The organism is Sphingomonas sp. CFBP 13706 (assembly GCF_014842355.1).
Taxonomy (GTDB): Bacteria; Pseudomonadota; Alphaproteobacteria; order Sphingomonadales; family Sphingomonadaceae; genus Sphingomonas; species Sphingomonas aerolata.
This window is the reverse complement of the sequence record NZ_JACYVM010000003.1, coordinates 334,020-358,791: the sequence shown is the minus strand read 5'-3', so window position 1 is coordinate 358,791 and position 24,772 is coordinate 334,020. Positions and strand designations below refer to the sequence as shown.

Below are 24,772 nucleotides of genomic sequence, written 5' to 3'. Positions count from 1 at the left end.
ATCCGCTAGACCGCGCGCGATGCCCCATCTCTATCTCGTCGACGGCTCCGGCTATATCTTCCGCGCCTATCACCGGCTGCCGCCGCTTACCAACAAGCATGGCGAGCCGGTCGGCGCGGTGTACGGCTATACCACGATGCTGTGGAAGCTCGCGGACGAGGTCCACGCGGCCGATGGCCCGACGCACATGGCGGTCATTCTCGACAAGTCGTCGAAGACGTTCCGCAACGATCTCTACGACAAGTACAAGGCACAGCGTCCTCCCCCGCCCGAGGATCTCGTCCCCCAGTTCCCGATGATCCGCGACGCGACGCGCGCCTTCTCGCTGCCGTGCATCGAGACCGAGGGGCTCGAGGCCGACGACATCATCGCCTGTTATTCGAAGGCGGCGCTGGCGCAGGGCTGGTCGGTCACGATCGTCTCGTCGGACAAGGACCTGATGCAGCTGATCGAGCCCGGGCTCGACATGTACGACACGATGAACAACCGCCGGCTGGGTGCGGAGCATGTCGCGGAGAAATTCCACGGCGTCACGCCATCGCAGCTCGGCGACGTGCTCGCGCTGATGGGCGACAGCGTCGACAATGTGCCGGGCGTTCCCGGCGTCGGCCCGAAGACCGCTGCTAAGCTGATCCTCGAACATGGCGATCTCGAATCGGTGCTCGCCGCCGCCGAGGGCATGAAGAAGGGCAAGCTGCGCGACAATCTGATCGAGCATGCCGAGATGGCGCGGCTGTCGAAGGTGCTGGTCACGCTCCGATGCGACGTCGCGCTGCCCGAGCCGCTCGAGGATCTCGAGCTCAAGGGTATCCCCGACGCCCCCTTGCGCGCGTTCCTTGATCATCACGGCTTCAAGTCGCTGATCGCCAAATTGTCGGCCGTCGCCGAAGCACCGGTCGCCGAGTCGACCGTCGTCGCGGACATGGACGCGGACGAGCCATGCAAGCATGACGATTACGAGACCGTCGTCGACGAGGCGGCGCTCGACCGCTGGATCACCTTGGCAAAACACCAGGGCGGGATCGCGATCGACACCGAGACGACCGGGATCGACGCGACGCGGGCGGACCTCGTCGGGATCAGCCTGGCGCTGCATCCGAACCTCGCCTGCTACGTACCTATCGCGCATGGCGGCACCGATCTGCTCGCGGAAAACCCGGTCCAGATCGACCGCGCGATTGTGCTGGCGAAGATGAAGCCGCTGCTGGAGGATCCGAGCATCCTCAAGATCGGCCATAATCTCAAATACGACATGATCGTCCTCGCCCGCGCCTATGCCGCCACCGGTGGCGTGACGATCGCGCCGTTCGACGACACGATCCTGATGAGCTTCGACCTTGACGCAGGGCTTCACGGCCACGGCATGGACGAGCTCGCCGCGACGCACCTCTCGCACACCTGCATCGCGTTCAAGGACGTGGTCGGCACCGGCAAGTCGCAGCGCAGCTTCAACGAAATCGACCTCAAGGCCGCGACCCATTACGCCGCCGAGGACGCGGACGTGACGCTGCGCCTGTGGCGGCGGTTCAAGCGCCGCCTGCCCGCCGAGGGTTCGACGCGCGTCTACGAGATGGTCGACCGCCCGCTCGTCCCCGTCATCGCGCAGATGGAGATGCACGGGATCAAGGTCGACGCGGCGAAACTGTCAAAGCTGTCGACCGAGTTCGCCGCCCAGATGGCGAGCCTCGAGACCGAGATTCACGCACTCGCCGGCGCGCCGTTCACGATCGGCAGCCCCAAGCAATTGGGCGACGTGCTGTTCGAAAAGATGGGCATCAAGGGCGGCCGCAAGGGCAAGTCCGGGGTCTATTCGACCGACGTCACCGAACTCGAGCGGATCGCCGCCGACAAGGATTCGCCCGGCGCGGTGATCGCGCGCAAGGTGCTCGACTGGCGCCAGCTGTCGAAACTGAAATCGACCTATACCGACGCGTTGCAGGCGCAGATCAACCCCGCGACGGGTCGCGTCCACACGTCCTACTCGCTGACCGGCGCGCAGACCGGACGGCTGTCGTCGACCGATCCCAACCTGCAGAACATCCCGATCCGCACCGAGATCGGCCGCCAGATCCGTGACGCGTTCGTGGCGGAGCCCGGGAACGTGATTCTCGCCGCCGACTACTCGCAGATCGAGCTGCGGCTGGCCGCGCACATGGCCAACGTCCCCGCGCTGAAGCAGGCGTTCGCGAACGGCGACGACATCCACAGCCTCACCGCGCAGGAGCTGTTCGGCGAGGTCAACCGCGACACGCGCGGTCGCGCCAAGACGATCAACTTCGCGATCCTCTACGGCATCTCGCGCTGGGGGCTCGCCGGTCGGCTCGATGTGTCCGCAGACGAGGCGCAGGCGATGATCGACCGCTATTTCGATCGCTTCCCCGGCATCTCCAGCTACATCGTCGACACCACCGAAAGCGTCCGCGCGACCGGGTTCACGACGACGCTGTTCGGCCGCAAGACGCATTTCCCGCGGATCCGCTCGAAGATCCAGCATGAACGCCAAGGCGCCGAGCGCGCAGCGATCAACGCGCCGATCCAGGGGACGAGCGCGGATATCATCAAGCGCGCGATGGTCCGGATGGGCCCTGCGCTGCTCGAGGCCGGGCTGCCGAACGTGCGCATGCTGCTCCAGGTCCACGACGAACTCGTGTTCGAACTGCCCGAGGGCGATGTCGAGGCGGCCAAGCCGGTGATCGAACGCGTCATGGCGACCGCGGCCGAGCCGGCGGTGTCGCTCGACGTGCCGCTGGGAATCGAGATCGGCACCGGCCTGAGCTGGGGCGCGGCGCATTGATCGCGCAGGGCGGCAGCCGGCCACGCCCGGCTGACTCGCACAAGCGCTGCCGGCGGAGCGCTTGCTCCGACCGACGACGCGGCCGTGCCGCGGCGCGGCGCACCAGCGGCGCCCGCCCGTGACCGAATCGACCAAGGACATCGACACGCTCGCCAAGGGCGGTCGCACCAACATTGCCGGCTTCGTCCTCCGCCTCGCCGCGCGCATCCCGTTCCTGTTCATCGCGGGCCGCATCTACGGCCCGGACCTGGTCGGCCGGTTCGCGATCGCGGTCGTGGTGGTCGAACTCGCCGCGCTGCTGGCGACGCTCGGCCTCAAGCGCGGTCTCGCGCAGGCGCTGAGCAGCACCGAGCGGCCGCATGCCTATGTCGTGTGGGATGCGATGGCGGTGGCGTTCGTCGCGTCGCTGATCGCGAGCGCGGTGCTCTTCACCTTCCCCGAGATCATGTACCCCAATACGGCGATCACCGGGCTCGACCGGTTCCTGCCGCTGATCATCGTCGCGGTCGCCTGGTCCGACGTCAGCCTAGCGGCACTCGCCTATCGACTGAACGTCAAGGCCGCGGTCACCGCACGCGCGGTGGTCGAGCCGTGGACGATCTCGATCGCCGCCTGGGCCTTCTCCTATTTCACGATCCGCGACGGGCTCGTGCTGAGCTATGTCGCGTCGATGACCGCGGCGCTGATCGCCAGCCTCGTGCCGTTCGTGCGCAGCTACGGGCTGCCGCGCGGCTGGTCGCCGCATCTGCGCCCGCTCTACGCGCTCGCCCGTGCCAATGTGCCGCTGGCGGGCGCGGACATCCTCGAATGGGGCAGCCGTAACGTCGACCGCTTCATCCTCGGCGTGATGTTCGAGCCCAAGGTCGTCGGCATCTATTATATGGCGCAACAGGTCGCGAGCCTGCCGCAGAAGCTCAAGACGAGCTTCGACCCGATCCTCGGCCCCGTCATCACGCAGAGCCTGGCGATCAACGACCGCGCGGCGATCGCCAACCAGGTCCGTCAGGTCGCGTTCTGGATCATGGCTGCGCAGGGCGGGCTCGCGCTGATGGGCTCGATCCCCGGCGAGGCCGTGATGGGCGTGGTCGGGCCGCAATTCGTCGCTGGCACCGCCGCGCTCGCCTTCCTGCTGACCGCCGAATTCCTCGCCTCGAGCGGCGCGGTCAGCGAATCCGCGCTCGTCTATATCGCGCGGCACCGCAATCTGATGATCTCGGCGGTAATGCTCGCCTTCCAGATCGGCCTCAGCTTCACGCTGATCTTCGCGATCCGCCGGCTTGGCTATCCGGTCAACTATCAGGCCGCAGGACCGGCGATCGCGCTCATGATCTCGGTCGCGCTGACCTCGGTGATCAAGTCGCGGCTGCTCGGAAGCCTGCTCGGCGCGAGCGTCTCGCCGTGGCGCTGGCCGCTGGTCTGGGCGGCGCTTGCCGCGATCGTCGTGGGCGCGGGCTTTACCGCGCTGCCTAAGCGGCTCGAATGGGTCGAACTCGCGGTCGGCGAGCCGGCTATTGCCGCGACCTATCTCTTCATCCTGTGGAAATGGGCGTTCGGGCCCGCCGACCGCGCCCTGTTCGCCAAGACCCCCAAGCCCAGCGAAGCGACGCTGCCGCGGAGCGGGTCGCCGGTCCGCTGATCCGGCCCCCCGAAGCCGGGGGGCCGCTGGCGATCAATGCCGGAAGTGGCGCATCCCGGTGAACACCATCGCCAGCCCCGCCTCGTCCGCCGCCGCGATCACGTCGGCGTCGCGGATCGACCCGCCCGGCTGGATCACCGCGGTCGCGCCTGCCTCGACCGCCGCGAGCAGCCCGTCGGCAAACGGGAAGAACGCGTCGGAGGCAACCGCCGAGCCGATCGTCCGCGGCGTCGCCCAGCCCGCCTTGTCCGCCGCATCCTTGGCCTTCCACGCGGCGATGCGCGCGGATTCGAGGCGGTTCATCTGCCCCGCACCGATGCCCGCGGTGCTGCCGTCCTTGGCATAGACGATCGCGTTCGACTTGGTGTGCTTGGCGACGGTCCACGCGAAGCGGCAGTCGGCGAGCTCCTGCGCCGTGGGCTGGCGCTTCGTCACCACCTGCAATTCGCCGGGCGTGCCGTTGTCGCGCCCCTGGACGAGCCAGCCACCCGCGATCGACTTGGCGGTGAGCCCTGCGCGCGCCGCATCGGGCAGGTCGCCGGTCAGAAGCAGACGCAGATTCTTCTTCGCGGCGAACAGTGCGATCGCCTCCTCATCGGCATCGGGTGCGACGACGACTTCGGTGAAGATGCCGGTGATCGCGCGCGCGGTCTCGACATCGAGACGGCGGTTGACCGCGATGATCCCGCCGAACGCCGACACGGTGTCGCAGGCGAACGCCGCGGCATAGGCCTCCTCGAGCGTCGCGGCGGTCGCGACGCCGCACGGATTGGCATGCTTGACGATGACGACCGAGGGAGCGGCGTCACGGAACTCGGCGACGAGCTCGAGCGCGGCGTCCGCGTCGTTGAGATTGTTGTAGCTCAGCGCCTTGCCCTGCACCTGGCGCGCCTGGCCGATGCCGCGGACGCCGTCGGTCGCGGTGTAGAAGGCCGCCGACTGGTGCGGGTTCTCACCATAGCGGAGCGCATCGCCGCGCTTGAGCGTGATCGGCAGCGTGGCCGGAAACTGCTCGCCCTGATCGACCGTGCCGAACCAGGTCGCGATCGCCGAGTCATAGGCGGCGGTGGTCGCGAACGCCTTGGCGGCGAGGCGCTTGCGGTCGTCGAGCGTCGTGCTGCCGCCCGCGACCAGCGCATAGTCTGCGGGATCGGTGACGATCGCGACATAGGCGTGGTTCTTGGCGGCGGAGCGCACCATGCTGGGACCGCCAATGTCGATATTCTCGATCACGGTGTCGCGGTCCGCGCCCTTCGCGACGGTCGCCTCGAACGGGTAGAGATTGACGATGACGAGGTCGATCGCGCCGATCTGGTGCTCCTCCATCGACGCGGCATGCCCCGCATCGTCGCGCACCGCGAGCAGCCCGCCATGGACCATCGGGTGCAGCGTCTTGACGCGGCCGTCCATCATCTCGGGAAAGCCGGTCAGCTCCGACACGTCGCGCACCGTCAGCCCTGCCGCACGCAGCGCGGTGGCGGTACCGCCGGTCGACACCAGTTCCACACCGTGGCTCGCAAGCGCGGTGCCGAGATCGACGATCCCGGTCTTGTCGGAGACGGACAGGAGTGCGCGCTTTATCGGGATGCTGGTCATGACAGGTCTTTCGTGATCCGGGTTTCGCCGTGCGGCGGGCCTTAGCGTCGGTTGGGGTTGGGGAACAGGGGGCGGGTCGCGAGCAGATGTCGCCGTCTCGCGTCACGCCACGAATATAGCACCTCCCCGGCGGAGGCCGGGGTCCAGTTGGGGAACGTCGCCAACCTAAGACGGCGCTTCGTCATCGCCACCTTTCCAACTGGACCCCGGCCTCCGCCGGGGAGGGTGATTGTAAACGCTCTCGGTTTGGCGCTCAGGCCTTTTTCAGTGCCCAGCTCACGCTCGCGCCGCCGGCCGCGGCCTCGCCGGTGATCATCAGTTGCTGCGTCGCGACCGGGCGGCCGTCCGCGTCGATCCAGACGCTGTCCTCGACCACCAGCGCGCCGCCGCGGCAGCGGAACTGCCAGATCGCGCCGCCCGGCAGGCGGAGGATTGCGCCCAGACCGTCCGCGGTCGGCGACACCTGCACCCCCGCGCCCAGATGGAAGCGGATCGCGAACAGCGAAAGGCCCAGGCGCCGCTTGCTGCCCTTGGGCAACAGCGCGTCTTCGCCCCGTAATTCACGGCCGTCGCCGGTCAGCATCAGCTGGCGGCGGTGCACAAAGCCCCAGCGCCGGACATAGCCGTCATGGCTCGCCTCGATCCGGCTCGCCGCCTCCGATTCCTGCCGGCTCAGCTCGACTTCGGCGACACCGCGGCCGAGCGTCCCGTCGGCATGGATCGCAGTCGAGTTGCTGTCGGCGATCGTCAGCGTCGAATGCGCCGCGGTCGACCGCAAGCCCTCGACCATTGCCGGCGGCAATTGCGCGATTCCCGCTCGCGCGCCGCCGCAATTGACGACAAGCCGCGCCGGGCCATCGGAAAATTCGAACGCGAGCGTCGAGGCGCACCCTCCCTCGACCAGCCGTGCGACGGGTGGCGGCGCGGCATCGACGATCAGCACCGAGGAGGCCGCCGCCAGCCGCTGATAGCCCCAGTCGCGCGCCTGGCGGAGCGGCCGGGTCCGGACGCCGCTCGCCTCGATCACTGCGGCGACCTGGGTCTCGCTTGCGGGGCCCCCGCCCTGCCAGCTCGACAGCCCAAGATCGCCATGCGTCACGCCGAGCAGTGCCGCGACCATCCTGGTGAGCGTCGTCGCGACGGGTTCGGGCAAGGCCAGGTTGCGCGCCAGGTAGCTGTCCTGGAGCAGCGTCAGGAGCTGGATCGAATCGAGCAGCATCGCCGGGCTGCGCGAGACCGAACCGCCATCGTCGGACAATCCGGTGCCGAGCGCGCGCAGCAGCCCGGCCTCACCGAACGCGCGGCGCGGGTCACCGCCCGGGATCAGCAGCCCGGCGGCGACGACGCCGCACCATGCCGCGATCCGCGGTGCGCCTGCGGGCACCTTGTCCGCGCTTCGATCGAGGTGCAGCGCGCCCCGCGCGAGCGCGTTCAGCACCTTCGAGCGGTAGACTAGGTCAAACGACGACAGGATCAGCGGCGCATGCGCGGTCCAGAACAGGATCCGCCTGCCCCAGAGGTCCGGCCGCCACGCGATCCCGCCCGGCGTGTCGGCATAGGCGGTCAGCCACAGCCCCATCAGATATTCGGCGATCGGTGCCCCGCGCGCGCGGGTTGCGACGGTCGACAGGTCGCGCAGCCAGGCAAAGCTGTGGAAATAGTCGGCAAAGGGACCGGGCAACGGCTTTGCCAGATCGAGCGTCTCGATATCGCGCACCTCGCCACGGAACGACAGGAGGCCCTCGAGCAGCATCGTGCCCCGCGGGATGTCACCGAGCACCGGATCCTCGGGGACTGCGATCAGCTTGAGCGGATAGCGCCCCTTGAGCCGCAAGGCGTGGAGCGGCGTACGCCAGGTCAGGCGGTGAAAGCGCTCCGCCAGCCGGTCGGCGAGCGACAGCCCGTTGTCGCCGCCGAGCCGGATCAGGCGACGTCCTTCGTCGATACCGTCGAGCATTGGATCGGTCACGGGATCGAGCTGGTCGGTCAATCGCCCCTCAATGCCGCGATGTTGGCGGCATACTGTGCCGGCCCCCCGCGAAACACCGACGTCCCCGCGACCAGCGCGTCCGCACCCGCATCGATACAGCGCTTCGCCCATTCGGCGTCGACACCGCCATCGACCTCGAGATCGATCATGCGACCGCTCTTCTCGATCATCGTCCGGATCGCGGTGATCTTCTTGAGCTGGCTGGGGATGAAGCTCTGCCCGCCAAACCCCGGATTGACGCTCATCACGAGCACGAGGTCGACCATGTCGAGCAGGTAATCGAGCATCTTCGCCGGCGTGCCGGGACAGATCACAACGCCCGCGCGCTTGCCGAGCGACTTGATGTGCTGGAGCGAGCGGTGGATGTGCGGGCTGGCCTCGTAATGCACGGTGATGCAGTCCGCGCCGGCCTCCGCGAACGCATCGAGATACGCATCGACGGGGGCGATCATCAGATGGACGTCGAACGGCTTGGCGGTGACGCCGCGCACCGACTTCATGACCGCGGGGCCGAACGAGATGTTGGGCACGAAATGCCCGTCCATGACGTCGATATGGATCCAGTCGGCGCCGGCCGCATCGATGGCGCGGACCTCCTCACCCAGTTTGGCGAAGTCGGCGGACAGGATCGAGGGGGCGATGCGAACGGGTTGCATGAATTTGTCCTAGCGGGGGATTCACGTGGTGCGAAGGCCTTCAATCCTCCCCCAAAGCGGGGGAGGAATGATCAGGCGCGCTTCAGACGGGTGATGAAGAAGCCGTCGCAACCGCCTTGTTCGGCGAGCATGCCCGGCAGCGTGCGGACGGTGCCGGTGTCGGTCGGCGTGATCCCGGCGGGGAGCTCGGCCTGGTCGGCCGGCACGATCGAATAGTCGCTGCGCGCAGACAGGAACGCGTCGAGCTGCGCCTCGCCCTCCGACGGTTCGAGCGAGCAGGTCGCGTAGACGAGCGTGCCGCCGGGCTTCACCCAGTCGGCCGCGCGCGCGAAGATCCGCGCCTGCAGCGCCGCGGTCTCGGCGATGATCGAGGGGCGGACGCGGTGGAGCACGTCGGGGTGGCGGCGGAAGATGCCGGTCGCACTGCACGGCGCGTCGATCAGGATCGCGTCGGCGGGCTCGGCGGGCGCCCATTCGAGGAGGTCGGCGTTCACCACCTCGGCCTTCAGATGCGTGCGATAGAGATTCTCGCGCAGGCGCTTGATCCGGCTCTGCGAATTGTCGACCGAGGTGACGGTCCAGCCCGCGGAGGCGAGCTGCAGCGTCTTGCCGCCGGGCGCCGCGCACAGATCGAGGACATGGCCCTCCCCCTTGCCCAGCAAGCGCGCGGGCAGCGAGGCGGCAATGTCCTGCACCCACCAGGCGCCGTCGCCAAAGCCCTCCATGTCGGGGACCGAGGCGTGATCACCGAGCCGCAGATGCCCGGGCATGAAGCTCTCGCCGCCAAGCTTTTCGCGCCAGCCTTCGGTTTCGGCCGGGTCGGCGATCGTCAGGTCGAGCGGCGGCGGTGCGGCGATCGCACGGCCCGCATCGTCGACCATCTCCTCGCCCCATGCGGCTTCCCAGCGCAACTCGACCGGAGCGGGCAGCGTCGGCACCTCGGGCAGCAGCATGTTGGCGCGGAACAGCGTCCCGAACACGCCGTGGACCAGCTTGCGCGGACCGCCATCGACCAGCGGCAGCACGGTCGAGATCGCGGCATGCGACGGCGTACCGAGGATCAGCACCTGGACGAGCGCGATCCGCAGCGCCATCCGCGCCTTCGCATCGTCGGGCAGATTGGTCTTCGTGACCGAATCGATCATCGCGTCAAGATCGGGGAGCCGGCGCAGCGTCTCGGCGGCGATCGCATGCGCAAGCCCGCGATCGGGTCCGTGGATCGCGCGGGTCGCGGCGGGCAGCGCGGATTCGAGCGATTCGCCACGACGCAGCACCGCATCGAGCAGGCGCAGCGCGGCGCGGCGGGTGGGGACGCCAAGCGGCTCGGGGGCGTGGGTATAGTCGGGCATGAGAAGGTCCTTCGCGTTCGGGTGCAGCGCGCTGCATTGGCAAGTCGCACGGCGCGCCCCATGTGGCGGTTACGACGCCAACACGCAATCCGGAGAGCCATGATGGGCCAGCGCCCCGACCATGTGAAGCCACCCGCCTATCTGTCAAAGGATACACCGGTGCCACAGCCCGAGCCGATCGTGCCCGACAAAGACCCCGAACCGCGCGACCCGACGCGCTATGGCGACTGGGAACTCAAGGGCATGGCGATCGACTTCTGATCGCTTCGTCGTTTCGAGGCCTGATCCAGCGCTGCTCCACATCCGTCATCCCCGCGCAGGCGGGGATCCATCTTCCCGGTTGTCGGCGGTGAGGCCGCACGCTTCGCCCCTATGAATTCCCGCCTACACGGGAATGACAGAGGTTGTGTCGGTAAATCTGCGGCAGCGGTCCTGACGCACGCGGAACGTATCGCACGGCGGCGCGTCGCGGTAGGATGAGGGGATTCTTCGCAAAACGCTGGGTGAAAATCACCGGCATCGTCGTCGCTGGCGTGGTGGTGCTGGGATTGATCGTGCTCGCCGCCTTCCCCTGGGGGTCGCTCAAGGGGGTGATCCAGCGGCAGCTCACCGCGCGGTTCGGCCGGCCGGTGACGATCGGCGGGATCGAGCGCGTCGACACGTTCGGGTTCAACCCCACGATCCGCATCACCGACGTCCGTATTCCGCAGGCGGCATGGGCCGGAACGGGCGATTTCGTCCGGCTGCGCGAGGCCGAAGCCACCTTTTCCGGGCTCGCACTGCTGAAAGGGGCGTTCGGGCCGCGCGACGTGAAGGCGCGCGGACTGCGGCTTGTGCTGGTTCGCGACAGGAACGGCCGGACCAATTGGGAACGCCCGGGCAAGCCGAAGGGCGGCGGGAGCTCCACCGACCTCGACGGGCTGACGATCAGCGACAGCGTGATCGCCTATCGCGACGACAAGCAGGACCGGTTCGTCACGGCACGCTTCACCGCCGATCCGGTGCACGGCATCCGCGCGGCTGGCAACGGCACGATCCGCGGTGCAGCGGTGCGGATCGCCGTGGCGGGGCCTTCGGTCGAGCGGTTCCAGGGCAAGCCCTGGCCGTTCACCGCGTCGATCGATGGCGACGCGCTCTCGATCACCGCGAAAGGCCGGATGGACCACCCGCTCGACACCGACGCGATGGAGCTCGACGTGACCGCACGCGCGACCGATCTCAAGCTGATCGACGCGGTGATCGAGGCGGGGCTGTTCCGCACGCAACCGGTGTCGTTCTCCGCGCATGTCCGCCACGACCAGCCGAAATGGACCGTCACGCAGCTGAAGGGCGTGGTCGGACGGTCCGATTTCACGGGGCATGTCAGCGTCGACAAGCAGGATGGCCGGAGCAAGGTCGACGGCGCGATCGTATCGCGACAGTTTGATTTCGGTGACCTGGCGTCGGACGAGGGGAAGGCGAAGGGGGCCGCGCTCGAACGCGCAATCGGCCCGCGGCTCGTGCCCAATACGCGGATCGATATCGGCAAGATCGACACGACCGACGCGCGGATGGCGTTCCGGATCAAGCGGATCGTGAGCGCCAAGGGCGCGTCACCGATCCTGTCCGCCAGGGGCGTGCTGGCGATCGACCACCAGCTGCTGACGCTCAGCGACCTCGACGCGCGATTGCCGCATGGTCGGGTCGAGGGGAAGCTGACGGTCGACCAGCGCGGCGACCGCAAGGTGCCGATGGTCGATATCAACCTGCGGCTGCGCGGCAGCAGCGTGCAGGATCTCGCGGGCGGCGGCGGCGAGTTCAGCGGCAATGTCAGCGCGCGCGCACGACTGAGGGGGCCCGGCACGACGATCCGCGCAGCGGTCGGCAATGCGAACGGCACGATCGGATTCGTCGCGCGCGACGGGCAATTGCCGCAGGGAATCGCGGCGGCCTTGGGGTTCGATGCGGCGCGCGCGCTGCTGGCAAAGGATGGCGAGCGCGCCGGGTTGCGCTGCGTCGTGCTGAAACTCGACGTGACGCGCGGCCATGGTCGGATCGATCCAATGATCGTCGACACGACCGCCAGTCTGATGCGCGGTCAGGGGAGCGTGGTGTTTCCCGGCGAGACACTGAACATCCGGCTGACCGGCACGCCGAAACAGCATGCGCTGCTGCGCGTGCCGGGCTCGGCCTATATGACCGGCACGATCGAGCGGCCGGCGGTGACGATCCCGCCCGAGGTGAAGTCGGTCGGCAACATCTTCAAGGCGATCGGCCGCGCGATCACGGGGAAACAGGGCCCGACCGCAAGAGATGCGGATTGCTCGGGGCTCGCGGCGCGCGTGCTGCGCTAGACTGATCCTCCCCCGCCAGGGGGAGGATGAAGCAATCGCCTCCTATCAGCCCGCCTCGTCCTTGAGCGGTCGCGCGAGGAGGTCTCCGATCACGTCGCGAACCGGTGTCCCTTCCAGCAGGCGGCAGACGGCCTCGGTGATCGGCATGTCGACGCCCGCGTCACGCGCGGCCTCGCGCAGCACGGGGGCGGTGAATGCGCCTTCCGCGACCGTGCGGCGATCAGCCAGCAACGCGGCGGCGGCCTCACCGCGCCCGAGACCCACCCCGAGCGAGAAATTGCGCGAACTCGTCGAGGAACAGGTGAGCACGAGGTCGCCGAGCCCCGACAGCCCGGCGAGCGTCTCCGCGCGCGCGCCGCGCGCGAGCCCGAACCGCGTCATCTCGGCAAAACCGCGCGCGATCAGCGCCGCACGCGCATTCTGGCCAAGCCCGGCCCCCTCGACCACGCCGCAGCCGATCGCGAGCACGTTCTTCACCGCCCCGCCAATTTCCGCCCCCGCGACGTCGGTCGACGCATAGGTCCGGAAATGCCGCGCCGCGAGCCGGGTCGCGAGTGCCTCGCCAAGCGCCTCGTCCTCGCAGGCGAGCGTCACCGCGGTCGGCAGCCCCGCCGCCACCTCATGCGCGAAGGTCGGCCCCGACAGCACCGCGATCGGCGCGTCGGGATGCACCGCACGCGCGACCTCGCCGACCAGCCACTTGCTCCCCGCCTCGATCCCCTTGGCGCACAGCACCAGCGGGATGCCGCCGATCGGCGCGGCGGCGAGCACGCTGCCGACATGCTGCGCCGGCGCGACGACGAGGATCGCGTCCATGTTGGCCAAGGCGCCGAGATCGCCGGTCGCGCGGATCGTCGGCGACAGCGCGACGCCGGCGAGAAACAGCGCGTTCGCATGAGTCGCGTTGATCGAGTCGACGACGGCCGGCTCGCGCGCCCACAGGATCACGTCGCGACCTTCATGCGCCGCGACCTGTGCCAGCGCGGTGCCCCAGGCGCCGCCACCGATGACGCCGATCCTCATGCCTTCACCCCTGCGCCGCGCACCGCCTCGGCGTCGGGATCGAGCGGCCAGCGCGGGCGGGCCGCGGTATCGAGCGGATCGGTCAGTCCGGCGGCGAACCGCTCCGCCCCGGCCCAAGCGATCATCGCCGCATTGTCCGTGCACAGCCAGAGCGGCGGCGCGACGAACCGCAGGCCGCGGGCCGCGGCAAGCGTCTGCAATGCGCCGCGGACCGCGCCGTTCGCCGCGACCCCGCCCGCGACGACCAGCGCGGTGGGCGTCACCGTCAGACCGTTCATCGCCCTGGTCGTGCGGTCGATCAGGCAATCGACCACCGCGGCCTGGAACGACGCGGCGATATCTTCCGGCGGATAGTCCCCGACGACCCGCGCGACCGCACTTTTGAGACCGGCGAAGGAGAAATGTGGTTCGGCCGAACCCTTGAGCGGGCGCGGCAGCGGCACGGCCTTTGGATTACCCAGCGCGGCGGCGCGCTCGACCGCGGGGCCACCAGGAAAGCCGAAGCCAAGAATCTTGGCAGTCTTGTCGAACGCCTCACCGGCCGCATCGTCGATCGTCGTCGCGAGTCGCCGATAGGCGCCGACCCCTTCGACCAGCAGCAACTGGCAATGCCCGCCGGACACCAGCAGCAGGAGATAGGGGAAGGCGAGATCGGGATCGGACAGCCGCGGCGACAGCGCATGGCCTTCCAGATGGTTGACCGCGATCAACGGCTTGCCCGCGGCGTGCGCGAGCGCCTTGCCGGTGACGAGCCCGACCATGACGCCACCGATCAGCCCCGGTCCGGCCGTCGCGGCGATCGCATCTACATCGGCCAGCTTGAGCCCCGCATCGGCCAGCGCCGCGACGATCAGCGGCTCGAGCGCCTCGACATGCGCGCGTGCCGCGATCTCCGGCACGACCCCGCCGAACGGCGCATGCGCCGCCTCCTGCCCGAGCAACCGGTGCGCCAGCACCTGTCGATCGGCGGTGACGAGCGCGGCGGCGGTTTCGTCGCAGGAGGATTCGATACCCAGAATGATCATCCCATATCCCTATCGCGCCGGACAAGGCTTGTCCTCACGCTTGTCGAACGCGCCGCGTTTCTGCATGCAGGCGTCATGACTAGTTTTCGGCTCGGCACGCGCGGCTCGCCCCTCGCCCTCGCGCAGGCAGGCATGGTGCGCGACGCCTTGTGCGCCGCGCATGGCTGGTCCCCGGATCGGATCGAGACCGTCGTGATCCGTACCACGGGCGACCGTGTGCAGGATCGCGCGCTCGCCGAGATCGGCGGCAAAGCGCTGTGGACGAAGGAACTCGATCGCGCGCTGCACGACGGCGAGATCGATTGCGCCGTGCATTCGATGAAGGATGTCGAGACGATCCGCCCGCAGACCCTGCAGATCGCCGCGATGCTGCCGCGCGCGGACGTGCGCGACCGGCTGATCGGCGCGGAAACGCTTGCCGATTTGCGCCAGGGCGCGGTCGTCGGCACCAGCTCGCCGCGGCGACGCGCGCAGATGCTGCGATCGCGCCCCGATCTCGACATCGTCCTGATCCGCGGCAACGTCGATACGCGGCTCGCGCGGGTCGCGGCCGGCGACATGGACGCGACGCTGCTTGCCGCCGCCGGGCTCGATCGTCTCGGGCGCACGGCGATCGGTCATGCCATCCCGACCGACATCATGCTGCCCGCACCCGCCCAGGGTGCGGTCGGGATCGAGACGCTGGTCGGCAAGCCGGCCCATGCGATCGTCGCGGCGATCGATCACGTGGATACCAGTCTGTGCGTCCGGACCGAACGCGCGCTGCTCGCGCGGCTGGGGGCGGATTGCCATTCGCCGGTGGCAGCCCTTGCCTCGCTGGCCGGCGAGACGCTGACGCTGCGCGGCGAACTGATCGCCGAGGACGGGTCGTGCGACGTCGCCGGCGCGATCGAAGGCGGGATCGACGAAGATCTTGGTACCGCGCTCGCGCTCGATCTGCTGACCCGCGCCCCCGCCAGCGTCCGGCGCCTGTTCGCGGCATGACCCGCATCGTCGTGCTGCGCCCCGAACCGGGCAATGCCGACACATGCGCCAAGCTTCGCGGACTGGGGCTCGAGCCCCTGGCGATGCCGGTGTTCACGATCGTTCCCGTCGCCTGGACGCCGCCCGACCTCGGCGGGTTCGATGCCGTTCTGCTGACCAGCGCGAACGCGATTCGCCATGGCGCCCTGCCCGACACGCTCAAGACGCTGCCGGTGATCGCGGTCGGCGACGCCACCGCCGCCGCCGCCCGACGCGCTGGCTTCAATGTCGCGGTGACCGGCACCGGCAACGTCGATGCCGCGATCGACGCGGCGCGGGCATCCGGGTTCGACCGCCTGTTCCACCCGGCGGGTCGCAATCGCAGGCCGACCGGCCCGGGCGTCGTCGCGTGCACCGTCTATGCGAGTGAAGCGCTGCGGATCGGCGATAGCGTGTTGCCGCCGCACGAAGACCTGCTCGTGCTGATCCATTCGCCCCGCGCCGCGCGTGCGTTCGCCGAGCATGTTGCACAGGCCGGCGTCGACCGGTCGCGCATCACGATCGCCGCGATCAGCCGCGCCGCGGCAGACGCGGCGGGCAGCGGCTGGGCCGCGCTGGTCGTGGCGGAGACTCCCACCGACGATGCGCTTGTCACGATCGCCGCAAAGCGCGCGATTGACCCTGACGCGCGTCGCGGGGATAAGCGCGTCATGAGCGACCACGTGCCGATCGAGCGTCCCCGGGCACGCGGCCCCCGCCTGGGTGTTATCATCATATTGATCGGACTGGCTTTTATCGCCGGATCGGTAGCGATGGGCTATGCGCTGAAAACAATGCCATGGTTTGGTCAGCGCACCGGTCTGACGGCCGCTGGATCGACCACGGCCGCGGCGGCATCGGGCAATCCCGATTTCACCCCCGCGCAACCGCTCAACGCCAATGGCGAACAGCCGCGGGTCGACACCGCAATGCTGGCAACGCGCGAGGCGACGCTGGCGGGCCAGCTCACCGCGCTCGAGGCCCGGACCGCGGCCGTGTCGAGCGACGCGATGGCAGCCGGGGGTCAGGCGACCCGCGCGGAAGGCCTGATGGTCGCGTTCGCTGCGCGTCGGGCGATCGATCGTGGGGTTGGACTGGGCTATATCGAGGAGCAGCTGCGACTGCGCTTCGGTCGCGCCCAGCCGCGCGCCACGGCCGCGGTGATCCAGGCCGCGCACCAGCCGGTCACGATCGAGGATCTGCGCCAGGGGCTCGATACGATCGCGCCGCAGATCACGAGCACCAACGGGACGACCAATGACAGCTGGTTGCAGACCGTGCGGCGTGAATTCAGCAACCTGATCGTGCTGCGCGAGGAGAGCATGGCCTCGCCCATGCCGGCAGACCGCCTAGCGCGCGCACGTCGTCTGCTCGAGGCCGGCCAGGTCGAGGCGGCCCGCGCCGAGGTCGAGCGCCTGCCCGGCGCGACGCAGGCGAGCAACTGGATGGACGCCGCGCGCCGCTACATCGTCGCGCGCAAGGCGCTGGATATACTGGAGAATACGGCGCTGATGGGTCAGGCGGGTCAGCCCCAGCCCAGCCCGATCGTGGTCACCACCCCGGTGCTGCCACCGGTCGCGACATCGACGCAGACCGAGGCGCCGGTCGCCGTACCCGCCCCCTGAGACACCCCGCTATCGCGACCGGCCGAAGCCTGTTGCGATAGGCGCTTTCGGGCGTCAGAAGGAGTTCCAGTCGTCCTCGTGGCGAACCATCGCCGGGATTGCGGCTGGCGGCAACGGCTTGACCGGCGACGTATAGCTTTCGGGCTGGCCATAATCCTGTTTCGCAGGCGCGACCGGCGGCTTGGCACCGCGGGAATCGCTGGTGCGGAACCGTCGGGCCTGGTCGGCCAGCGTACCCACCTCGGCGGCTAGGTTGCGCGCTGCCGCCGACGTTTCCTCCACCATCGCGGCATTTTGCTGCGTCGTCTGGTCCATCGTCCCGATCGTCGCGGAAATCTCGGTGATCGCGACCGACTGTGCCTGATTGTCCCGCACCATGGTGGCGAGCAGGGCGTGAACCTGCGCCACGTCGTCCGATATCGCCGCGAGCGCGCCATCGACCTTAGTCACGGCATCGACCGCGGTGACGATGTCGGTCTGCGTCACCGTCAACTGATCGCGCGCGCGCTTGGCCTCTTCCTCCGCACGCATCGCGAGCGCGGATACCAGATCGGCGACGACCGCGAATCCGCGACCCGCATCGCCGGCCCTTCCCGCCTCGACCGCGGCGTTCATCGCCAGGACGCGCGTCTGGAAGGCGATCTTGTCCAGCCCCTCGATCACGCTGTCGATACCCTTGGCGCTGTCCGATACGCGGCCCATCGCCTGTACCGCCAGATCCGCCACCGTACGACCGCCCCCGACCGTCGCGATCGCCTGATCGGCGCGTTCGACGGTCTGGCCGGCCGCGGTCACGGAAGCACGAAGCCGGCCATCCATCTGGGTCACGGACGCGGCGGTCTCCTCCAGAGAAGCGGCATTGCTCTCGGTCCGGCGGGCAAGATCCTCCGACGCCTGCGCGATCTCGTTGGATCCGGTGCGGATCGCGGTGGCGCTTTCGGACACCGCGCCGATCAGCGTGCGCAACTGGTTGAGCGCGTCGTTATAGCTATCCTCGAGCGGCGCGAAGCTGGCCGGGAGCCCCGTCAGCGTCGTCGACAGATCCCCGGCGGCGAGCGCGTTCAGTGCCTTGCCCATGGTCGTGATCGCCGCGTTGCGTTCGACCTGGGCTTCCTCGAAATACATCGACAGCGACAATTCCATGTCGAGCAGCGCCGCCTTGACGATCGCGATGCTGGCATCGGTCGCGCTCGGCGTGCGGAGCCCCTTCACCAGCCGCCGCCAGGGACTGTAGTGGCGGCCGATCCCCGCAAGCAGATTTTCGAGAACGAGCGCATAGGCGCCGACATACCATCGCGGCTCGAGCCCGATCCGCGCGTGAACGGTCCCGATCCGCCGTACGCTGTCATAGAAGCTCGCGTCGAACTGGCCTCGCGCGATGTTCATCCAGTGCTTGGCCTGTGCCGACTTGGCCGAAGTCATGTGGCCGGAATCGCGGAAGAAGGGCGAGGTTTCGGGCTGATTGCGGACCCGGTCGTAGAATTTGTCGAGCGCGCCGCCGATCAGGGATTCGATCAAGGGCCGGACGGCGGCGACGGTCGCCTGCTGATCGGCTCCCATTTCCATGAATGCGAGACGCGACGAAACTTGATCAACGGACACGGACGGCTCCGAATATAGCGGTAGATGACCAATTTATAGCAACGCGCCGCCGCTATCGGTCAGGTCCGCCTCAACAAATCGTCATCGTCGGGCATACATAGATCAAGCATCCCTTACGTATGGCGTGACGCCATCTGGGAGTTTAACGTGGAGGTTTGGAAACACCCGATCGGCGAAAGCCGCTGCCGTTCGAGGCAGCGACTGGAGCGGGCGAAGGGATTCGAACCCTCGACCCCAACCTTGGCAAGGTTGTGCTCTACCCCTGAGCTACGCCCGCTCTGGCGCCTGTGCCGCCGGTCAGTAACGACACGGTGGCGGGGTGAGGCGCGCTATTAGCCCGGGGTTTCGGATCCGGCAAGCGCCTTCTTTGCAAAATTTGCAGCGACCATCGCGAAGATTGTCCTTGGCGTCTCCCCCAATAGAACATTACAAGAACAATTGTGAACGACTCGACCGCCCTGATCGCCCGCCTCAAGCGGATTGCGACGACCGGCCTGCCATTGCAACGCGATGGCCGGGCGGTCGAGGCCTGGATGACCGAGGGCATGGCCAGGGCTCAGCTGCACGAGATCTTCGCGTCGGTCGATGATTCGGCAAGCGCCGCGGGTTTCGCGGTTGCCACGACTCTGGCCGCGCGAGCGGTGCCGTTATTGTGGCTGCGCACCGAGGCGAGCGAACGCCAAGGCGGGCGACTCCATGCGAACGGTCTGGTGGAAATGGGGCTCGACGTCTCGTCGCTGGTGCTCGCGCTGGTTGATGACGAGGCCAGCCTGTTGCGCACCGCCGCGGATGCCGCACGATGCCAGGGGCTGGGAACGCTGGTCATCGAATCCTGGGGTCGGGCGGCGAGCATCGACCTGACGGCGACGCGTCGGCTGATGTTGGCCGCCGAAACCTCGGGCGTGACCATCCTCAGCCTCAGGATCGATGCGGCCCCCGTGCCCAGCGCCGCCGCAACGCGTTGGCAGGTGACATCGTGCCGGTCGCAACCGCTGGACGCGGACGCACCGGGCAAGCCGGCCTTCGATATCGAATTGCTGCGTCGACGCGGAGGCCAGGCCGGCCTGCGCTGGCGCGTGGAGTGGAATCGTGACGCGTATGACTTCGAACAAGCCTTCCCCCAACCCGGCACCGAAACCGGCATCGATACCGCGCCGCTATCTGGCGCTGGTATTCCCATGGTTGCCGATCGAGCGGCTGCGGACGATGCGCCCCCATCTGTTCGTCGGACGGGCTGAGGCACCGATCGCGTTCGTCGAGACGGTTGCGGGCGGGGTACGGCTCAAGTCGCTCGACCGCGAAGCGCTTCGCGCGGGGCTCGAACCCGGGCTGACGCTTTCCGATGCGCGGGCGCGCGTGCCCGGACTCGAAACCTATCAGCATGATCCGCATGCCGATCACGAATGGCTCGAGCGGCTGGCGGACGGATGTCAGCGCTATACCCCGTCGGTCGCGCTCGACGCCCCGGACGGGCTGATCCTCGACATCGCTGGCTGTGTCCATGAATTCGAGGGCGAGCGCCGGCTTGCCGCCGATCTCGAGGAACGGCTGGCCCGCCGCGGCCTGCTGGTGCGACATGCCTTTGGCGACACGCCGGATACCGCGCGGGCGCTCGCGCGGTTCGCCGGGGCCCCTGCCCCCGACGAACGCCGCGCGGTGAAGCGTCTGCCGGTCGCAGCACTCGGCCTCGATGACGATGCGACGACCGCCTTGTCGCGCGCCGGGTTGAAGACGGTGGGCGACGTGATGGCACGCCCGCTCAGCGTGATCGCGGCGCGATTCGGCGAAGACGCCGCGATGATGATCCGCAGGCTCGATGGATCGGTGAAAGGGCCGATCGTGCCGCGGCAGACGATCGCACGGATCGGCGTCGAACGTCGCTTTGCCGAGCCGATCGCGCGGACCGACTATGCGCTCGAGATCCTGTCCGAGCTTGCGACCGAGGCCGGGATCCAGCTCGCCGAACGCCATGAGGGTGGCAGGCGGTGGGAGGCACGGCTGTTTCGTGCCGATGGGCTTGTCCAGCGGTTGCGGATAGAGACGGGTCAGCCGACCCGCGACGTCGCCGTGCTGATGCGACTGTTCCGCGAGCGGATCGAAAGCCTCGCCGATCCGCTCGACCCCGGCTTCGGCTATGATCTGATCCGCCTCGATATTGCACTCGCCGAACGGCTGGATGCGACGCAGCTGAAGCTGGAGGGCGGGCAGAAGGGAGACGGCCAGGACCGGGATGGCCAGAACCGGAACGTGGCGCAACTCGTCGACCAGCTCGGCACGCGGCTCGGTCGGGCACGGGTAAGGCGGTTCGCGGCGCGTGACAGCCATATTCCCGAACAGGCCGAACTGATGCTGCCGGCGGCGGACGCCGCCGCGGTCAGTGCGCGACCTGCGCCCTGGACCGCCCCCGAATCGGGCGAACCGCCGCTGCGCCCGATCTATCTGTTCGATCCCCCGCACCCGATCGAATCGATGATGGCCGAGGTTCCGGACGGTCCGCCGCACCGGTTCCGCTGGCGCCGCACCGTCCACGACGTCGCGCATAGCGAGGGGCCCGAACGGATCGCAGGCGAATGGTGGCGGCGTCAGGACATTCCGACACGCGATTACTACCGGGTCGAGGATCGCCGCGGCCGCCGCTTCTGGATCTTCCGGCACGGCCTGTATTCGGAGGTCGAGACCCCGCGCTGGTATCTCCACGGCGTCTTCGCATGACCGCGCCGTGACCGCCTTAGCCGATTCCGCCTTTGCCGAACTCGTCGCGGCGACCAATTTCTCGTTCCTCGACGGCGCGAGCGATGCCGGAACCATGGTCGGTCGCGCGGTCGAGCTGGGCCTTGGCGGCATCGGCATCGCCGACCGCAACACCGTCGCCGGCGTGGTCCGCGCGCACCAGGCGTTGAAGAAGGCCAAAGACGGACTGCTGGGGATGATGCTGCCGCCGATCGACTTCCGGCTGATCGTCGGGGCGCGGCTGGTGTTCGAGGACGGGACCCCCGACATCGTCGCCTATCCTTCGACCCGGCGTGGCTGGGGGCGACTGACCCGTTTGCTCACCGTCGGTAACCGTCGCGCCGAAAAAGGCGGCTGCATCTTAGGGCTCGGCGACCTGATCGCGCATCATGCCGACATGATGCTCGTGGTGATGCCCGAGAGCAGCTCGCGTGGCGCAACGCCCGTCTCGCCGCTGCCCGAGGGTGACACGCTGCCCGAACGCCGCGATCGCGACCTGTCGAGCGTCCTCCACGCGGTGAAGCGGCTGGGAGCGGACTGTGTCTGGCTCGGCGTGACGATGCCGCGCGGCGGACGCGATCGGCGGCGACTGGCACGGCTGGCGGGGCTTGCCGACGCGGCGGGCATACCGGTGCTCGCGACCACCGACGCGCTCTATGCCTATCCCGACGACCGCGATCTGCACGACATCGTCACCTGCATCCGCGAGGGCACCAGCATCCACAAGGCCGGTCGCCTGCTCGCCGCCAATGGCGAACGCCATCTGAAGGACACAGACGAGATGGCGCGGCTGTTCCGCGATCGTCCCGATGCGGTCGGGCAAAGCGCCCGCCTGATGGCGCGGATCGCGTTCTCGCTCGACGACCTGCGCTACGAATATCCGCATGAGCCTGTCCCGCCGGGATGGGAGGCGCAGGACTGGCTGGAGCATCTCGTCTGGCAGACCGCGCTCGAACGCTATGACGACCGCGTACCCGACAGGATGCTGGCGCTGCTCCATGAGGAGTTCACGCTGATCCGCGAGAAGAACTACGCCTATTACTTCCTGACCGTCTCCGACATCGTCCGGTTTGCGCGCAGCTGCGACCCGCCGATCCTGTGTCAGGGGCGCGGCTCGGCGGCCAATTCCGTGGTCTGCTATCTGCTCGGCGTCACCTCGGTCGATCCGATGAAATACGACCTGCTCTTCTCGCGCTTCGTCTCCAGCGAACGTGACGAGCCCCCCGATATCGACGTCGATTTCGAGCATGAACGGCGCGAGGAGGTGATGCAGTATATCTATCGTCGCTATGGTCGCGACCGCGCGGCGATCGCCGCGACGGTGATCCATTATCGCCCCAAGAGCACGGTGCGCGAGGTCGGCAAGGCGCTAGGCCTGACCGAAGACGTGACGCAAAAACTGACGAGCACCGTCTGGGGCAGTTTTTCGAGCCGGTTCGACGAACGCCGCTTCACTGAAACCGGGTTCGATCCCGACAATCCCGAGATCGCGCGGCTTCGCGAGATGGTCGACCGGCTGCTCGAATTTCCGCGGCATCTGTCGCAGCATGTCGGCGGGTTTGTGCTGACGCAGGGACGGCTCGACGAAATGGTGCCGATCCACAACGGTGCGATGGCGGACCGCACCTTCATCGAATGGGACAAGGACGATATCGACGCGCTGGGACTGATGAAGGTCGATATCCTCGCGCTCGGCATGCTGACCTGCATCCGCAAGAGCTTCGACCTGATGCGCGAGCATGGCCACGGCGATCACCTGCTCGACACGATTGCCGTCGCCGAGGACGACCGTGTCTATGACATGCTGTGCAGGGGCGACAGCATCGGCGTGTTCCAGGTCGAAAGCCGCGCGCAGATCAACATGTTGCCGCGGCTGCGTCCGCGCAAACTCTATGATCTGGTCGTACAGGTCGCGATCGTCCGCCCCGGACCGATCGAGGGCGACATGGTCCATCCCTATCTCCGCCGCCGCAGCGGCAAGGAGAAGGTCGACTTCCCCTCGCCCCACCCGCGTTTCGGCCCGCCCGACGAACTCCAGCAGCTACTGCGCTTCACTTATGGCGTTCCGCTTTTCCAGGAACAGGCGATGAAGCTTGCGATCGTCGCGGCAGGGTTCACGCCGGGCGAGGCGAACCAGTTGCGCAAGTCGATGGCGACGTTCCGCAAGGTCGGCGGCATGGATAACTTCCAGGCCAAGCTGATCGGCGGCATGGTCCGTCGTGGCTATGAGGCGGAGTTCGCCGAACGCTGTTTCAAACAGATCGAGGGGTTCGGATCCTACGGCTTTCCCGAAAGCCATGCGCTGTCCTTCGCGCGGCTGGTCTATGTCTCGTCGTGGATCAAATGCTTCCACCCCGCGGTGTTCACCTGCGCGTTGCTCAATTCGCAGCCCATGGGGTTCTACGCTCCGGCACAGCTGGTGCGCGACGCGGTCGAACACGGGGTGACCGTGCTGCCCGTCGATGTGAATGCGAGCCTGTGGGACAATGGCCTCGAAGCCGGCACCACGGTCGGACAGGAATCGTTGCGCCTCGGCTTTCGGCAGGTCGACGGGTTCCGCGCGGAATGGGCGCACAATCTCGTCGCGGCGCGCACGCTCGCGCGTTTTACCGGGATCGAGGACCTTGCCCGCCGCGCCGACCTGCCGCAGCGCGCGATGAACCTGCTCGCCGATGCGGATGCGTTCCGCTCGCTCGCCAAGGATCGCCGCGAGGCGCTGTGGGACGTCCGCCGCACCCCGCCCAAACAGCTCGCGCTGTTCGCCGCCGCCGACGTGCCCGAGCTGGGCGTCGAACCCGATGCACAGCTTCCCGCGATGCCGCTGTCCGAACAGGTCGCCGCCGATTACCAGACGACCGGCCTGTCGCTGAAGGCGCATCCAATGGCGTTCCTGCGCGATCGCTTCGCCGCCGAGGGGATCCTGTCGAGCGCGCAGGCCTGTGCCACCAGGGACGGCCGGCGCGCCAGGGTCGCGGGCATCGTCCTCGTCCGCCAGCGCCCGGGCAAGGGCAATGCGATCTTCGTGACGATCGAGGACGAGACCGGCGTCACCAACGGGCTGATCTGGGCACGCGATTTCGAGGCGAACCGCCGCGCGGTGATGGCCTCGCGGCTGATGGTTCTCGAAGGGGTGATCCAGCGCAGCGAGGAGGGTGTCACGCATCTGATCGCATCGCGCGTCCAGGATCGTAGCGCGATGCTCCGGTTCCTGTCCGAGGACCATGCGCTCGACGCGCCACTGTGCCGCGCGGACGAAGTGGTCCGCTCCGCCCCGACGCGCAGTCCGGATTCACGGTCATCTCTGTCGCAACCCTCGCGCGCGCAGCATCCCCGCGACGTGCGTATCCTGCCCAAGTCGCGCGACTTCCATTGAGAGTGTCGGTAAGATGGTGGCAATCACCGCGCCGCCGC

At 68.2% G+C, this 24,772-nt stretch carries 16 protein-coding genes and 1 tRNA gene; 9 read left to right on the top strand and 8 right to left on the bottom strand.

The window, feature by feature from the left end; translation table 11 throughout:
- Positions 1 to 19 precede the first annotated feature (19 nt).
- The gene (gene polA, locus IFS44_RS08330) at positions 20 to 2,794 is read left to right on the top strand and encodes a DNA polymerase I (protein WP_192098126.1); all 2,775 of its coding nucleotides are present in this window, start codon (positions 20 to 22) and stop codon (positions 2,792 to 2,794) included.
- Positions 2,795 to 2,912: 118 nt separating this feature from the next.
- Positions 2,913 to 4,430, top strand: a complete 1,518-nt coding sequence (locus IFS44_RS08325; protein ID WP_107931126.1) for a lipopolysaccharide biosynthesis protein — start codon at positions 2,913 to 2,915, stop codon at positions 4,428 to 4,430.
- 33 nt (positions 4,431 to 4,463) lie between these two features.
- Here the strand turns inward: IFS44_RS08325 and purH are convergent, their stop codons facing one another.
- From purH to IFS44_RS08305, 4 genes are all read right to left on the bottom strand, one after another.
- Positions 4,464 to 6,026, bottom strand: coding sequence for a bifunctional phosphoribosylaminoimidazolecarboxamide formyltransferase/IMP cyclohydrolase (gene purH / locus IFS44_RS08320; protein WP_192098125.1), 1,563 nt, complete (start codon positions 6,024 to 6,026; stop codon positions 4,464 to 4,466).
- A 253-nt stretch (positions 6,027 to 6,279) separates the two neighbouring features.
- Entirely contained in the window at positions 6,280 to 7,983 is a 1,704-nt protein-coding gene (locus IFS44_RS08315) for a heparinase II/III family protein (RefSeq protein WP_192098215.1), read from the bottom strand.
- 29 nt (positions 7,984 to 8,012) lie between these two features.
- Positions 8,013 to 8,672 (bottom strand): ribulose-phosphate 3-epimerase, encoded by a 660-nt coding sequence (gene rpe / locus IFS44_RS08310; RefSeq protein WP_031396295.1) that lies wholly within the window; start codon positions 8,670 to 8,672, stop codon positions 8,013 to 8,015.
- 71 nt (positions 8,673 to 8,743) lie between these two features.
- Complete coding sequence (locus tag IFS44_RS08305) at positions 8,744 to 10,021, bottom strand: RsmB/NOP family class I SAM-dependent RNA methyltransferase (protein ID WP_192098124.1); 1,278 nt, start codon at positions 10,019 to 10,021, stop codon at positions 8,744 to 8,746.
- 102 nt (positions 10,022 to 10,123) lie between these two features.
- Here IFS44_RS08305 and IFS44_RS08300 point away from each other — a divergent pair, with 102 nt between their 5' ends.
- Positions 10,124 to 10,282: a DUF1674 domain-containing protein gene (locus IFS44_RS08300; RefSeq protein ID WP_081874308.1), complete on the top strand. Its 159-nt coding sequence runs from the start codon at positions 10,124 to 10,126 to the stop codon at positions 10,280 to 10,282.
- A 242-nt stretch (positions 10,283 to 10,524) separates the two neighbouring features.
- Complete coding sequence (locus IFS44_RS08295) at positions 10,525 to 12,354, top strand: AsmA family protein (protein ID WP_342366377.1); 1,830 nt, start codon at positions 10,525 to 10,527, stop codon at positions 12,352 to 12,354.
- 45 nt (positions 12,355 to 12,399) lie between these two features.
- On the opposite strand, the gene IFS44_RS08290 is transcribed toward IFS44_RS08295, so the two are convergent.
- Both IFS44_RS08290 and tsaD read right to left on the bottom strand, forming a co-directional pair.
- Positions 12,400 to 13,377, bottom strand: a complete 978-nt coding sequence (locus tag IFS44_RS08290) for an NAD(P)H-dependent glycerol-3-phosphate dehydrogenase (RefSeq protein ID WP_192098122.1) — start codon at positions 13,375 to 13,377, stop codon at positions 12,400 to 12,402.
- Positions 13,374 to 14,402 (bottom strand): tRNA (adenosine(37)-N6)-threonylcarbamoyltransferase complex transferase subunit TsaD, encoded by a 1,029-nt coding sequence (gene tsaD, locus IFS44_RS08285; RefSeq protein WP_192098121.1) that lies wholly within the window; start codon positions 14,400 to 14,402, stop codon positions 13,374 to 13,376. The genes IFS44_RS08290 and tsaD overlap by 4 nt, the downstream gene beginning before the upstream one ends.
- Before the next feature lie 75 nt (positions 14,403 to 14,477).
- Here tsaD and hemC point away from each other — a divergent pair, with 75 nt between their 5' ends.
- Together hemC and IFS44_RS08275 are read left to right on the top strand one after the other, a co-directional pair.
- Positions 14,478 to 15,386, top strand: coding sequence for a hydroxymethylbilane synthase (hemC, locus tag IFS44_RS08280; RefSeq protein ID WP_192098120.1), 909 nt, complete (start codon positions 14,478 to 14,480; stop codon positions 15,384 to 15,386).
- On the top strand, positions 15,383 to 17,029 hold the full coding sequence (locus tag IFS44_RS08275; protein WP_192098119.1) for a uroporphyrinogen-III synthase: 1,647 nt from the start codon (positions 15,383 to 15,385) through the stop codon (positions 17,027 to 17,029). The genes hemC and IFS44_RS08275 overlap by 4 nt, the downstream gene beginning before the upstream one ends.
- A 54-nt stretch (positions 17,030 to 17,083) precedes the next feature.
- Here the strand turns inward: IFS44_RS08275 and IFS44_RS08270 are convergent, their stop codons facing one another.
- Both IFS44_RS08270 and IFS44_RS08265 read right to left on the bottom strand, forming a co-directional pair.
- On the bottom strand, positions 17,084 to 18,595 hold the full coding sequence (locus tag IFS44_RS08270) for a globin-coupled sensor protein (RefSeq protein WP_192098214.1): 1,512 nt from the start codon (positions 18,593 to 18,595) through the stop codon (positions 17,084 to 17,086).
- A 238-nt stretch (positions 18,596 to 18,833) separates the two neighbouring features.
- Positions 18,834 to 18,908: transfer RNA gene (locus IFS44_RS08265), tRNA-Gly, on the bottom strand.
- 163 nt (positions 18,909 to 19,071) lie between these two features.
- On the opposite strand from IFS44_RS08265, the gene IFS44_RS22175 reads away from it, so the two are divergent.
- Genes IFS44_RS22175 through IFS44_RS08250 form a run of 3 tightly spaced genes read left to right on the top strand, consistent with a single transcriptional unit; the run spans position 19,072 to position 24,734 of the window.
- A complete protein-coding gene (locus IFS44_RS22175) occupies positions 19,072 to 19,869 on the top strand; it encodes a hypothetical protein (RefSeq protein WP_192098118.1) in 798 nt (265 codons plus the stop codon).
- Positions 19,838 to 21,343 carry a Y-family DNA polymerase gene (locus IFS44_RS08255; protein ID WP_244650053.1) on the top strand — a complete coding sequence of 502 codons (1,506 nt, stop codon included), beginning with the start codon at positions 19,838 to 19,840 and terminating at the stop codon, positions 21,341 to 21,343. The genes IFS44_RS22175 and IFS44_RS08255 overlap by 32 nt, the downstream gene beginning before the upstream one ends.
- 7 nt (positions 21,344 to 21,350) lie before the next feature.
- Entirely contained in the window at positions 21,351 to 24,734 is a 3,384-nt protein-coding gene (locus tag IFS44_RS08250) for an error-prone DNA polymerase (RefSeq protein WP_192098117.1), read from the top strand.
- Positions 24,735 to 24,772: the final 38 nt, after the last annotated feature.

Excerpts from the sequence above, each read along its gene's own strand:
- polA (WP_192098126.1), top strand. The coding sequence starts at position 20 with ATGCCCCATCTCTATCTCGTCGACGGCTCCGGCTATATCTTCCGCGCC.
- purH (WP_192098125.1), bottom strand. The coding sequence starts at position 6,026 with ATGACCAGCATCCCGATAAAGCGCGCACTCCTGTCCGTCTCCGACAAG.
- IFS44_RS08315 (WP_192098215.1), bottom strand. The coding sequence starts at position 7,983 with ATGCTCGACGGTATCGACGAAGGACGTCGCCTGATCCGGCTCGGCGGC.
- rpe (WP_031396295.1), bottom strand. The coding sequence starts at position 8,672 with ATGCAACCCGTTCGCATCGCCCCCTCGATCCTGTCCGCCGACTTCGCC.
- IFS44_RS08305 (WP_192098124.1), bottom strand. The coding sequence starts at position 10,021 with ATGCCCGACTATACCCACGCCCCCGAGCCGCTTGGCGTCCCCACCCGC.
- IFS44_RS08300 (WP_081874308.1), top strand. The coding sequence starts at position 10,124 with ATGGGCCAGCGCCCCGACCATGTGAAGCCACCCGCCTATCTGTCAAAG.
- IFS44_RS08290 (WP_192098122.1), bottom strand. The coding sequence starts at position 13,377 with ATGAGGATCGGCGTCATCGGTGGCGGCGCCTGGGGCACCGCGCTGGCA.
- tsaD (WP_192098121.1), bottom strand. The coding sequence starts at position 14,402 with ATGATCATTCTGGGTATCGAATCCTCCTGCGACGAAACCGCCGCCGCG.
- hemC (WP_192098120.1), top strand. The coding sequence starts at position 14,478 with ATGACTAGTTTTCGGCTCGGCACGCGCGGCTCGCCCCTCGCCCTCGCG.
- IFS44_RS08275 (WP_192098119.1), top strand. The coding sequence starts at position 15,383 with ATGACCCGCATCGTCGTGCTGCGCCCCGAACCGGGCAATGCCGACACA.
- IFS44_RS08270 (WP_192098214.1), bottom strand. The coding sequence starts at position 18,595 with ATGGAAATGGGAGCCGATCAGCAGGCGACCGTCGCCGCCGTCCGGCCC.
- IFS44_RS08255 (WP_244650053.1), top strand. The coding sequence starts at position 19,838 with ATGCGCCCCCATCTGTTCGTCGGACGGGCTGAGGCACCGATCGCGTTC.